This window comes from Micromonospora sp. AP08 (genome assembly GCF_008085935.1).
GTDB classification, from domain to species: domain Bacteria; phylum Actinomycetota; class Actinomycetes; order Mycobacteriales; family Micromonosporaceae; genus Micromonospora; species Micromonospora chersina.
In genome coordinates this window covers 192071-203397 of the sequence record NZ_VSEZ01000012.1, presented here as the reverse complement: position 1 = coordinate 203397, position 11327 = coordinate 192071, and the positions used below count along the sequence as shown (strand labels likewise).

At 69.9% G+C, this 11327-nt stretch carries 13 protein-coding genes; all 13 read right to left on the bottom strand.

Annotation, left to right across the window (positions count from 1 at the left end; genetic code table 11):
* Positions 1–357: 357 nt before the first annotated feature.
* A complete protein-coding gene (locus tag FXF50_RS21075; protein ID WP_148430438.1) occupies positions 358–813 on the bottom strand; it encodes a DUF2550 domain-containing protein in 456 nt (151 codons plus the stop codon).
* Positions 814–825: 12 nt separating this feature from the next.
* On the bottom strand, positions 826–1104 hold the full coding sequence (locus FXF50_RS21070; protein WP_091318756.1) for a F0F1 ATP synthase subunit epsilon: 279 nt from the start codon (positions 1102–1104) through the stop codon (positions 826–828).
* A 136-nt stretch (positions 1105–1240) separates the two neighbouring features.
* Positions 1241–2386: an LCP family protein gene (locus tag FXF50_RS21065; RefSeq protein ID WP_148430436.1), complete on the bottom strand. Its 1146-nt coding sequence runs from the start codon at positions 2384–2386 to the stop codon at positions 1241–1243.
* A 217-nt stretch (positions 2387–2603) separates the two neighbouring features.
* Complete coding sequence (gene atpD, locus FXF50_RS21060) at positions 2604–4040, bottom strand: F0F1 ATP synthase subunit beta (RefSeq protein ID WP_148430434.1); 1437 nt, start codon at positions 4038–4040, stop codon at positions 2604–2606.
* Positions 4040–4969 carry a F0F1 ATP synthase subunit gamma gene (locus FXF50_RS21055; RefSeq protein WP_148430432.1) on the bottom strand — a complete coding sequence of 310 codons (930 nt, stop codon included), beginning with the start codon at positions 4967–4969 and terminating at the stop codon, positions 4040–4042. The genes atpD and FXF50_RS21055 overlap by 1 nt, the downstream gene beginning before the upstream one ends.
* A gap of 2 nt (positions 4970–4971) precedes the next feature.
* On the bottom strand, positions 4972–6624 hold the full coding sequence (gene atpA, locus FXF50_RS21050) for a F0F1 ATP synthase subunit alpha (protein WP_148430429.1): 1653 nt from the start codon (positions 6622–6624) through the stop codon (positions 4972–4974).
* An 85-nt stretch (positions 6625–6709) separates the two neighbouring features.
* Entirely contained in the window at positions 6710–7531 is an 822-nt protein-coding gene (locus tag FXF50_RS21045; protein WP_148430427.1) for a F0F1 ATP synthase subunit delta, read from the bottom strand.
* On the bottom strand, positions 7531–8070 hold the full coding sequence (locus tag FXF50_RS21040; protein ID WP_148430425.1) for a F0F1 ATP synthase subunit B: 540 nt from the start codon (positions 8068–8070) through the stop codon (positions 7531–7533). The genes FXF50_RS21045 and FXF50_RS21040 overlap by 1 nt, the downstream gene beginning before the upstream one ends.
* 27 nt (positions 8071–8097) lie before the next feature.
* Positions 8098–8319, bottom strand: a complete 222-nt coding sequence (locus FXF50_RS21035; RefSeq protein WP_148430423.1) for a F0F1 ATP synthase subunit C — start codon at positions 8317–8319, stop codon at positions 8098–8100.
* A 73-nt stretch (positions 8320–8392) separates the two neighbouring features.
* Positions 8393–9190, bottom strand: coding sequence for a F0F1 ATP synthase subunit A (gene atpB, locus FXF50_RS21030; protein ID WP_148430421.1), 798 nt, complete (start codon positions 9188–9190; stop codon positions 8393–8395).
* Between the two features lie 11 nt (positions 9191–9201).
* Positions 9202–9438: an AtpZ/AtpI family protein gene (locus FXF50_RS21025; RefSeq protein ID WP_148430419.1), complete on the bottom strand. Its 237-nt coding sequence runs from the start codon at positions 9436–9438 to the stop codon at positions 9202–9204.
* A 174-nt stretch (positions 9439–9612) separates the two neighbouring features.
* Positions 9613–10044, bottom strand: a complete 432-nt coding sequence (locus FXF50_RS21020) for a hypothetical protein (RefSeq protein ID WP_148430417.1) — start codon at positions 10042–10044, stop codon at positions 9613–9615.
* Positions 10037–11326: a serine hydroxymethyltransferase gene (glyA, locus tag FXF50_RS21015; protein ID WP_148430415.1), complete on the bottom strand. Its 1290-nt coding sequence runs from the start codon at positions 11324–11326 to the stop codon at positions 10037–10039. The genes FXF50_RS21020 and glyA overlap by 8 nt, the downstream gene beginning before the upstream one ends.
* Position 11327 lies beyond the last annotated feature (1 nt).

Genomic DNA, 11327 nt, shown 5'->3' with positions numbered 1-11327 from the left:
GGCGGGGCGCCTTCCTCGATCGTGCACGGGGATACAACCACCCCGGCCTGCCAGCCATTCCACCGCCAGAGTGCCGCCGACCACTCGTGAAACGGACACGCCACGCAGCCGACGCGGTCGGTGGAACGCTATGTAGGTGTCCCGGCCTCGGAGACATACCTGGCGTTCCACTCAGCGGCCGAGCCAGCGGACGAACCGGACATCCACCCCAGTTCCGTGCCGGCGGGCACCAACGGAACAGCCCAGCGGCCGTCGCAGGCCGGGGTCGCTTTGCTCTGCAGCCACGGACGCACCACGTCCGCACCACGGCCGCTGCCTGAATGGCTGCAGAGCAAAGGCGCTGGTTGAGCACCTCCGTCAGGCGGCGGGCCAGTCCTGGGAGGCCAGACGCGGCGAGACCGCCCCGGGTGGGGCGGCCTCGAGCCAGGAGAGGAAGCCGGTGACCGTGGACCGCGCCATGGCGATCTCGACCGGGGCATGGTTGCTGGTGCAGCGCACGATCACCCAGTCGGCCGGCATGGAGAGCCGTTCCTGACCCTCGGGCAGCCGGCGCCGCTCCACGGCCAGCGTCTTGCGGGAGAGCACCCGCTTGGGACGCAGGGCGAAGCTGAACATGCGGTACCAGCGGAGTTCGTCGCCGACGAAACGGCCGAAGCCGGGAGACCAGCCTCGGCCGTCGAGGATCGTGGAGACCCGGACGCTGAGCCGGATGATGCCTCCGCTGCGGGTGTAGAGGGCCCGCCGGATGAAGAGGACCAGAAGCGCCGCGATGACGACCGCGACGCCGATTCCGATCCCTTCCACGATCTCCATCGGCGGGTCGGCTCAGCGCGCCGGAGTGGCCGGGGTGGCGCTCTCGGCGAGGACGGTCACGCCCTCCCCGGACACCGACAGGAAGCCGCCCGCCACGTCGTACGCGAGCTGCTCGCCGCCGGCCTGCTTGATGCGGACCTGGCTGGGCTCCGCGAGCTGGCCGAGCAGGGGCGCGTGTCCCGGCAGGACACCCAGCTCACCTTCGGTCGTCCGCGCGACGACCATCTCGGCCTCACCGGACCAGACCTTCTCCTCGACGGCTACGAGCTCGACGTGAAGCTGCTGTGCCACGCTGTCTCCTTGCTGCGGCGGCGGATTGCCGAAAGTCTAGTCGCGCCCCCGGGGCCCACCCAACGCGGGTGGCGAGAGCTGTGCCACGGTCATGCCAACGGGGCCCGGCGCCCGCCGGGGCCCGTTGGCGCTCACGCTACTTGCTCTTCTGCTTGAAGTCGGGGTGCTCCAGCAGGAACGCGTCGACCTGCTCGTTGCGTAGCGCCGCGAAGAAGTCCTCGGCGGGGGGCAGCAGCTGTTCCCCCTGGTATCCCCGGCCGGTCTCGACCGGGCCGCCGGGCAGCTTGATGGTCTCGATCGAGTCGGCCCGGATGCCCTTGAGGGCGAGGGCGAAGTCGACCACGCTGTTGCCCCGGCCGTTGAAGACCAGCGACTGGCCGGCCGCGCGCAGCACCCGGTCCAGCTTCACCGGGTTGGCCACCACGTCCGCGCTGAACGCCTGGCTCACCATCGCCTTGACGAACTGCTGCTGGTGCCGCTGCCGGCCGTAGTCGGCGTCCGGCACGCCGTTGTGCGGGTAGCGCTGCCGGACGTAGTCCAGCGCCTGCCAGCCCTTGAGGTGGGCGTTGCCCTTCTTGTAGACGGCCTGCGGGCCGAGGTAGCCGCCGCCGCCCGGCTTGAGCTGGCGCGGGGTGCCGTCGGGCTGGAGGTGCTCGGACTTGACGTCCCGCTCGATGTACATGTCGACACCACCCATGGCGTCGACGATCTTCTTGAAGCCGGTGAAGTTGATGATCGCGCCGGCGTCGAAGCGCTCGATCCCGGTGACCTGCTGCACGGTCTTGGCGAGCAATTCGAAGCCCTGTGCCGCGCTCGGGTTCTGCCCGGGGACCGCGCTGCCGTGCGACATGGCGGCGTTGAGCCGGTCGGTGCCGCCGGCGTAGTGGGCCTTCGGGAAGGCGGGGATCTCGACCCGCAGGTCACGGGGCAGCGAGAAGAGGTAGCCCCGGTCCATGCCGGCGGGCACGTGCAGGATCATGATCGAGTCGGCGAGGGGGCGGGCCTTCGAGTTGCGGGGGTCGACGCCCACCAGCAGGACGTTCAGCGGGCCCTTGATGTCGCTCTTCTTCTCCTTGGCCCCGGCCGCCTGGTCGCCGAAGAGGTCGCCCTTGCCGACCGCACCCTCGTACCGGGCGACCAGCGCGTGGTATCCCACCAGCACGGAGCCGCTGAGCACCATCATGACGACCCCGAGGATGGTGCAGACGCGGGCCCACCGCGGCACGCCACGCCACATGGACCGCTTGCCGCGGTCCGTGCCGGCCTTACCACCCACGAGCATCTCCCATCGTCACGCCCACGACTGATAGACGGGCGCGCGGATCCGTTTCGTTGCAAGAGATCAACGGTCATGACGTGAACGTCGTGTCACGAACGGTACCGCGCGGTCTGCCGAACCGCTTGCCGCAGAACCGGGCATCTGGTAACGAGGGGGCCTGAACAGGCAGAGGCCGCCCCGACATCCGTCGGGGCGGCCTCTGTGGAGTGTGAGCGGGCTCTCAGCCCTCCATCAGCTCCTTGGCCTTCTTCTCGAGGTCCTCCAGACCGCCGCACATGAAGAACGCCTGCTCGGGGAAGTGGTCGTACTCGCCCTCGCTGATCTTCTTGAACGCCTCGATGGTCTCCTTGATCGGGACCGTCGAGCCCGGCACGCCGGTGAACTGCTCGGCGGCGTAGGTGTTCTGCGACAGGAAGCGCTCGATCCGGCGGGCCCGGCCCACCGTGACCTTGTCCTCCTCGGAGAGCTCCTCGATGCCGAGGATGGCGATGATGTCCTGCAGGTCCTTGTAGCGCTGCAGGATCCGCTTCACCTCGGTGGCGACCGCGAAGTGCTCGGCGCCGACGAAGTCCGGGGCGAGGATCCGGGACGAGGACGCCAGCGGGTCCACGGCCGGGTAGATGCCCTTGTCGGAGATCGACCGCTCCAGGTTGGTGGTCGCGTCCAGGTGGGCGAACGTGGTGGCCGGCGCCGGGTCGGTGTAGTCGTCGGCGGGCACGTAGATCGCCTGCATCGAGGTGATGGCCTGGCCCCGGACGGAGGTGATCCGCTCCTGGAGCTCGCCCATCTCGTCGGCCAGGGTCGGCTGGTAACCCACGGCGCTCGGCATGCGGCCGAGCAGCGTGGAGACCTCGGAACCGGCCTGGGTGAAGCGGAAGATGTTGTCGATGAAGAGCAGCACCTCCTGCTTCTTCACGTCGCGGAAGTACTCCGCCATGGTCAGCGCGGAGAGGGCGACCCGCAGCCGGGTGCCCGGCGGCTCGTCCATCTGGCCGTAGACCAGCGCGGTCTTGTCGATGACGCCGGACTCGGTCATCTCGGCGATGAGGTCGTTGCCCTCACGGGTGCGCTCACCCACGCCGGCGAAGACCGACGTACCACCGAAGTTCCGGGCAACCCGGGTGATCATCTCCTGGATGAGCACCGTCTTGCCCACGCCCGCGCCGCCGAACAGGCCGATCTTGCCGCCCTTGACGTACGGGGCGAGCAGGTCGATGACCTTGATGCCGGTCTCCAGCATCTCGGTCTTCGGCTCCAGGTCCGCGAAGGCCGGGGCCTTGCGGTGGATCTGCCAGCGGTCGTCCGCCTGCAGCGTCTCGCCCTCGGTGAGGTTGAGGACCTCGCCGATCGCGTTGAACACGTGGCCCTTGACCGCGTCGCCCACGGGCACGGTGATCGGCGAGCCGGTGTCCCGGACCTCGGAGCCGCGGACCAGGCCGTCGGTCGGCTGCATCGAGATGGCGCGGACCACGTTGTCGCCCAGGTGCTGGGCGACCTCGAGGGTCAGCGTCTTCTCGCCGCCGGAGAGCGTCACGTCCACGTGCAGGGCGTTGAACAGGTCCGGCATGGCGTCGCGCGGGAACTCGGCGTCGACGACCGGGCCGATGACCCGGACCACGCGACCCGTGGCCGTCTTGGTCTCTACTGGGGCAGTCATCACACTTCACTTCCCGACGCGGCGAGCGCGTTCGCGCCGCCGACGATCTCACTGATCTCCTGGGTGATCCCGGCCTGGCGGGCCGAGTTCATCTCGCGCGTGTACTTCTCGATCATCTCTTCGGCGTTGTCGGTGGCGCTCTTCATGGCCCGCCGACGGGCCGCCGACTCGCTGGCCGCCGACTCCAGCAACGCCGCGTAGATCCGCGTGTTGATGTACTTTGGCAGCAGCGCGTCGAGCAGCGCCTCCGCCTCCGGCTCGAACTCGTACGCCGGCAGCAGGCCCTCGGACCGCGGCCGGTCCTCGACCTGCATGGGGCCGATGATCTTCGCGACCGGAGTCTGGGTCATCAGGGACTTGAACTCGGTGTAGACGATGTGCAGCTCGTCGATGCCGACGATTCCGTCCGCTCCGGCCTGCCCCTCCACGTCGTCCGCGCCGGCCGTGAACGCCTTGATCAGCGTCTCGCCCACCTCGCGGGCGTCGGAGAAGCCCGGCTGCTCGGAGAAGCCCGTCCAGCTCGCCGCGATCTCCCGGTTGCGGAACCGGTAGTACGTCACGCCCTTGCGGCCGACGACGTAGAGCACCGGCTCCTTGCCGTCCGCCCGCAGCCGGGAGATCAGCGACTCCGCGGTCCGGATCGCGTTGGTGCTGTAACCACCGGCCAGGCCACGGTCCGCCGTGACGAGCAGGACGCCCGCCCGCCGCACCCGCTCGCGCGGGGTGAGCAGCGGGTGGTCGATCCGCGCGTTCGAGGCCAGCGCCGTGAGCACGCCGGTGATGGCCTGGGCGTACGGCAGCGAAGCCGCCACCCGGGCCTGGGCCTTGGCGATGCGGCTCGTCGCGACGAGCTCCATCGCCTTGGTGATCTTCTTCATCGACTTCGCCGAGCGGATCCGTTGACGAAGAACGCGAACCTGCGCGGCCATCGTCAGCTCTCAGCCGGGCGGTCGGTCGAGCCGTCGCGGAAGCGGGTCACCGTCTCGCGGTTCTCCTCGCCCTCCAGCGGCTGCGCGGCCGGCTCGTTGATCCGGTGCTCGTCCTCCTTGCCCAGGAAGACCTTCTTGAACTCGGTGATGGCCGAGTCGAGCGAGCCGATGATGTCGTCGTCCCACTTGTTGTCGGCGATGCCGGCCAGGACGCCCTCGTGCTTGTGCCGGAGGTACTGGAGGAACTCCGACTCGAAGCGGCGGACCTCGCCGACGGGGATGTCGTCGAGCTTGCCCTCGGTGCCGGCCCAGACGGAGACGACCTGCTCCTGCACCGGGTACGGCGAGTAGTTCGGCTGCTTCAGCAGCTCGACCAGGCGGGAACCGCGGTCCAGCTGGGCGCGGGAGGCCTTGTCCAGGTCGGAGGCGAAGGCGGCGAACGCCTCCAGCTCGCGGTACTGGGCCAGGTTGAGCCGCAGCGAACCGGCCACCTTCCGCATCGGCTTCACCTGCGCGGCGCCACCGACCCGGGAGACCGAGGTGCCGACGTTGATGGCCGGCCGGACGCCCTGGTTGAACAGGTCGGTCTCCAGGAAGATCTGGCCGTCGGTGATGGAGATGACGTTGGTGGGGATGAACGCCGAGATGTCGTTCGCCTTGGTCTCGATGATCGGCAGACCGGTCATCGAGCCGCCGCCCAGCTCGTCGGAGAGCTTGGCGCAGCGCTCCAGCAGCCGGGAGTGCAGGTAGAAGACGTCACCCGGGTAGGCCTCGCGGCCCGGCGGGCGGCGCAGCAGCAGCGACACGGCGCGGTACGCCTCGGCCTGCTTGCTCAGGTCGTCGAAGACGATCAGGACGTGCTTGCCGCCGTACATCCAGTGCTGGCCGATGGACGAGCCGGTGTACGGAGCGAGGTACTTGAAGCCGGCCGGGTCGGAGGCCGGGGAGGCCACGATGGTGGTGTACTCCATCGCGCCGGCCTCCTCCAGCGTCCCCTTGATCGAGGCGATGGTGGAGGCCTTCTGGCCGACGGCGACGTAGATGCAGCGGACCTGCTTCTTCGGGTCGCCGGAGCGCCAGTTGTCCCGCTGGTTGAGGATGGCGTCCAGGGCGACCGTGGTCTTGCCGGTCTTCCGGTCGCCGATGATCAGCTGGCGCTGGCCCCGGCCGATCGGGGTCATGGCGTCGACGGCCTTGATACCGGTCTGCAGCGGCTCGAAGACCGACTGCCGGGACATCACGTTCGGGGCCTGGAGCTCCAGCTCGCGGTAGCCCTCGTTGGCGATGTCGCCGAGGCCGTCGATCGGCTGGCCGAGCGCGTTGACCACGCGGCCGAGGAACGCGTCGCCGACCGGCACGGAGAGAACCCGCTCGGTGCGCTTGACGCGCTGACCCTCTTCGATCCCGGCGAAGTCACCGAGGACGACGACACCGATCTCCCGGACGTCGAGGTTCAGGGCCACGCCGAGCGTGCCGTCCTCGAACTCCAGGAGCTCGTTGGTCATGGTCGAGGGGAGCCCCTCGACGTGGGCGATGCCGTCGCCGGCGTCGGCGACGGTGCCGACCTCCTCGCGGGAGACGTCGGCCGTGTAGGAGGAGACGTAGCGCTCCAGGGCGCCGCGGATCTCCTCCGTCGAGATGGTCAGCTCGGCCATCCTCTGCTTCCTTAAGTATCAGGGGCCCGGGATACCTAGTACCGACCGGTCCGATGGCGTCGAATCAGGGCTGCTCAGTCGCTGATCAGCGCTTCGCGAGCGCGTTGCGGGTCTCGTTGAGGCGGCGCAGGACGGTGCCGTCGTACAGGTCGGAGCCGACCCGCACACTCACCCCACCGAGCACGTCCGGGTTGACCGTCTGCTTGACGGAGACCTCCCGACCGTACATCTCGGAGAGGCGGGCACCCAGGCGTCGCTCCTCCTCGTCACTCAGCGGGGCCGCCACGGTCACGTACGCGACCTGACGGTCCCGCCGGTCGGCGGCCAGCTCGACCAGCCGGGTGAGCGCCCCGGTGAAGGAGCGTCCCCCGAAGCCACCGAGCGCGGCCCCGACGAGGTAGCCGGTGATCGGCCGGGCCTTGCCGGCGAGCAGCTGGTCGACCAGGGTGGCCCGCTGCGCCGCCGGGGCCATCGGGTCGGAGAGCGCGTTGGACAGCTCCGGGGAGCCCGACACGACCTGCCCGAAGCGGAACAGCTCGTCCTCGACCTCGCCCAGCTCGCCGGCCTTGTCGGCGCTCGCGAGGAGCGCCTCGACACCCAGCCGCTCGACGCCGTCGAGCAGTTGCGACGGAGCCGACCAGCGGCCGGAGACCAGCGAGGCGAGCAGGTCGAGCGCGTCGGCGCTGATCTTGCCGCGCAGCATCTCGCCGAGCAGGCCGGCCCGATCCGACCCGGAACGGGCCGGGTCGGAGAGCGCCCGGCGCAGCCGCGGCTCGCGCCGCAGCAGGGCGGCGACGGAGAGGATGTCGTCGGCGGTGGAGGCCACCGCCGACGGCTCCGCGCCGCGGGCGTACGCGTCGAGGCGGTCCGCCGCGACCTTGTACGACTCCCGGCTGGCGGCCTGCATCAGCGGGCCCCCGTGCTCTCGAGACCGCTCAGGAACCGGTCGACGGTGCCCTTGCGCCGCGCCTCGTCGGCGAGCGACTCACCGACGATCCGGCTGGCCAGGTCCACCGCGATGGTGCCGACCTCGGTGCGCAGCTCGCGCACGATGGTGGCCCGCTCCGCGGCGAGCTGCTCCTTGCCGGCGGCGATGATCCGGTCGGACTCCTCGCGCGCCTTGGCGAGGATGTCCTGGCGGATGCCCTCGGCGTCGGCCCGGGCGTCGTCGCGGATCTTGGCGGCGTCGGTACGCGCCTCCGCGAGCTGGGCCCGGTACTGCTCGAGCAGCTGGTTCGCCTCGGCCTGGGCGGCCTCGGCGCGCTTGATGCCGCCCTCGATCGCGTCGACCCGGGCCTGGAACGTCTGCTCCATGCGCGGGAAGACGAACTTCATCAGCACGAAGCAGAGCACGATGAAGGCGATGCCACCGACCACGATCTCCTGCCATACCGGCACGATCGGGTTGTGGGCCGTCTCACCACCCTCTGCGGCGAGGAAGAACATGGGATACCTCCCGGTCGAGGTGTCGGCTTACTTGAAGACGAAGCCGAAGGCGATGCCCAGCAGGGCGAGCGCCTCGATGACGGCGAAGCCGATCCAGACGTACGGCAGGGTCATCCGGGACGACTCCGGCTGGCGGGCGGTCGACTGGATGTAGGCCGAGAAGACCAGGCCCACGCCGATGCCCGGGCCGATGGCGGCGAGGCCATAGCCGATGGCGCTGAGACTGCCGTTGACGGCGGCGATGTCCATTACAGGTTCCTCCTGGTTATCTCGCGTGAGCGGTTCACGCGGGACGACAACGGGCTGTGCGGTGGTGAAGGATTCAGTGCTCGTCGGCGAGCGAGCCCTGGACGTAGCTCGCCGTCAGCACGGTGAAGACGTACGCCTGCAGGACGATGACCAGGGCTTCGAGGAAGGTGAGCGCCACGGTCATCAGCCAGGACAGCACCGACACCGGCGCGAGCAGGGGGGTGGCGTTCAGCATGGCGAAACCGCCGAGCGTGAAGACCAGCAGCAGCATGTGGCCGGCGAACATGTTCGCGAAGAGACGGACGGCCAGCGAGAACGGCCGGACCAGGAAGGTCGACATGAACTCGATCGGCGTCAGCAGCGGCAGGATGTACCACGGCGCGGGTGGCACCAGCGAGTTCTTCACGTACTTGACGAAGCCGTGGTGCCGGATGCCGACGTAGATGAACATCACGTAGCTGATCACGGCCAGGAAGGCCGGGAACGCGATGTGCGAGTTCGGCGAGATCTGGAAGACCGGGATGATCGCGAACAGGTTGGTCAGCAGGATGAAGCAGAAGAGCGTCGTGAAGTAGGGCGCGAAGCGCACCCCCGCGTGCCCGATCATGTCGACGGCGATGTTGTTCCGCACGAAGCCGTAGATCGACTCGGCGAACCACTGCTTCTTGGTCGGCACCAGCTGGGGGTTCCGGTAGCTGAGCAGGAAGAACAGGATCAGGATCCCGACCGCCAGCCAGACCATGAACGTGATCTTGGTGAACCAGTAGGAGTCGTGCGCACCCCAGGGCAGGATGCTGGGCAGGTAGAAGTCCTCCACGCTGGGTGGGAATTCCGCCTGGCCCGCTGCCAGGACGTTCGCCTGTCCGAACACCGCGTCCCTTCCTATTGAGGCGTGCCGAGCTTACGGATGACCAGGATGATTCCCCCGGCCATGCCGAGCACGATCCCGATCCCGGTGGCGATGCCACCGGTGTCGAGCCAACGGTCGACCAGCCAGCCGATGAACCCCCAGACGAGCATGCCCGCGATCAGGTAGCTGAGCGCGGTCCAGCCCTGACCGGCACCGGACGGAGGGTCGCCCGGGCCGCCAGCGCTGGGGGGTTTCTGGTCACCGGCCATGACGGGGCGAACGATATCAGTCGAGGAGACGAGGCTGTGCCTCACCCCCCGCACAACCTGGTTGTGTGGGACACGGGTGGGCGAAGTCGTCTGGAGGCACGCTACTCCCCTCCGGCCAGTGAGAGAATGACCGATCGCGGACACACCGGCGTGCCGTCCGAAGGATGGGAACGCTCAGTTGTGGACGCGGCGGGCGTGCACCGTGGCCAGCCACCAGATGTGCACCCCGGTCCAGACCAGCACACCGGCCGCGATGCCGAGGCAGAACGGGAGCAGTCCGGGCCAGCCGGTCGACGCCACCAGCACCATCACCGCCCCGAGCAGGGTCATCTTGCCGATGTAGACGCCCAGCCCGAAGGGGAGCACCAACTGCGGGTCCCGGGCGTCGGCCCAGGCCAGCACCACGGTGGTGAGCGTGTAGCTGGCCGCGGTGACCGCCACCCCGGCCGCCGCGCCGAGCGCGCCGTCCGCGCCCCGGGTCAGCCCGCCGGCCACCGCCGCCACCGCGGCCAGCAGCACCGAGGCGATGACCAGCACGGGCAGGTGGCGCAGCCGCCAGCCCCGGTCCGCGGCCGCCTCCGCCGCGCGCGTCCCCGGCTCAGCCACGGGGGTACGCCGGAAAGGCGCCGACCAGCTCGGTCACGTCGCCGGCGATCCGGCCCAGCTCCTCCGCGCCACCGGGCGACTCCGGGTCGGTGCGCACGGCCCGGGCGATCAGCGTGGCGATCCGGCGCATCTCCCCCTCGCGCATGCCCTGGGTGGTGACGCTCGGCGTGCCCACCCGGATGCCGGAGGCGACCATCGGCTTCTGCGGGTCGTACGGGATGGCGTTCTTGTTCAGCGTGATGCCGGCGGCGTCGCAGCGCGCCTCGGCCCCGGCCCCGGTCACCCCGGTCTCGCGCAGGTCGATCAGCGCCAGGTGGGTGTCGGTGCCGCCGGAGACCGGCCGCATGCCCTCGGCGGCCAGCCCGTCGGTGAGCGCCTGCGCGTTGCTGACCACCTGGGAGGCGTACGCCCGGAACTCGGGCTGGGCGGCCTCGCGCAGGGCGACCGCCTTGGCGGCGACCGCGTGCATCAGCGGACCGCCCTGGGTGAACGGGAAGACCGCCTTGTCGATCCGGGCGGCCAGCGACTCCCGGCAGAGGATCATGCCGCCGCGCGGGCCGCGCAGCACCTTGTGCGTCGTGCAGGTGACGACGTCGGCGTAGGGCACCGGGGACGGGATGGCGCGGCCGGCGACCAGCCCGATGAAGTGCGCCGCGTCCACCATGAGGTAGGCGTCGACCTCGTCGGCGATCTCCCGGAACCGGGCGAAGTCGATCAAGCGGGGGTACGCCGTCGCGCCGCAGATGATGAGCTTCGGCCGGTGCGCGAGGGCCAGGTCGCGGACCTCGTCGTAGTCGATCAGCTCGGTGTCGGGCCGCACCGTGTAGCCGACCGGGTGGAACCACTTTCCGGAGAAGTTCACCCGGCTGCCGTGGGTGAGGTGCCCGCCGTGCGGCAGGTCCATGGCCAGCACGGTGTCGCCCGGCTGCACGAGGGCCGCGTACGCGGCCAGGTTGGCGCTCGCGCCGGAGTGCGGCTGGAGGTTGGCGTGCTCGGCCCCGAACAGCTCCTTCGCCCGGGCGATGCCGAGTTCCTCGGCGCGGTCCACCTCGGCGCAGCCGCCGTAGTAGCGCCGGCCCGGGTAGCCCTCGGCGTACTTGTTGGTCAGCGTGGAGCCGAGGGCGGCCAGCACCGCGGGCGAGGTGAGGTTCTCGCTGGCGATCAGTTGCAGGCCGCCGCGCAGCCGCGCCAACTCCCCGAGCACCACCTCGGCGATCTCCGGATCGACGGTGCTGAGCTGCTGGAAGTCCGGCCCCCAGAAGGCGTTCCTCGCGTTCTCCACA

Bases quoted from the DNA above. Each gene is read 5' to 3' on its own strand.
- FXF50_RS21075 (WP_148430438.1), bottom strand. From the start codon at position 813: ATGGAGATCGTGGAAGGGATCGGAATCGGCGTCGCGGTCGTCATCGCG.
- FXF50_RS21065 (WP_148430436.1), bottom strand. From the start codon at position 2,386: ATGCTCGTGGGTGGTAAGGCCGGCACGGACCGCGGCAAGCGGTCCATG.
- atpD (WP_148430434.1), bottom strand. From the start codon at position 4,040: ATGACTGCCCCAGTAGAGACCAAGACGGCCACGGGTCGCGTGGTCCGG.
- FXF50_RS21055 (WP_148430432.1), bottom strand. From the start codon at position 4,969: ATGGCCGCGCAGGTTCGCGTTCTTCGTCAACGGATCCGCTCGGCGAAG.
- atpA (WP_148430429.1), bottom strand. From the start codon at position 6,624: ATGGCCGAGCTGACCATCTCGACGGAGGAGATCCGCGGCGCCCTGGAG.
- FXF50_RS21045 (WP_148430427.1), bottom strand. From the start codon at position 7,531: ATGCAGGCCGCCAGCCGGGAGTCGTACAAGGTCGCGGCGGACCGCCTC.
- FXF50_RS21040 (WP_148430425.1), bottom strand. From the start codon at position 8,070: ATGTTCTTCCTCGCCGCAGAGGGTGGTGAGACGGCCCACAACCCGATC.
- FXF50_RS21035 (WP_148430423.1), bottom strand. From the start codon at position 8,319: ATGGACATCGCCGCCGTCAACGGCAGTCTCAGCGCCATCGGCTATGGC.
- FXF50_RS21025 (WP_148430419.1), bottom strand. From the start codon at position 9,438: ATGGCCGGTGACCAGAAACCCCCCAGCGCTGGCGGCCCGGGCGACCCT.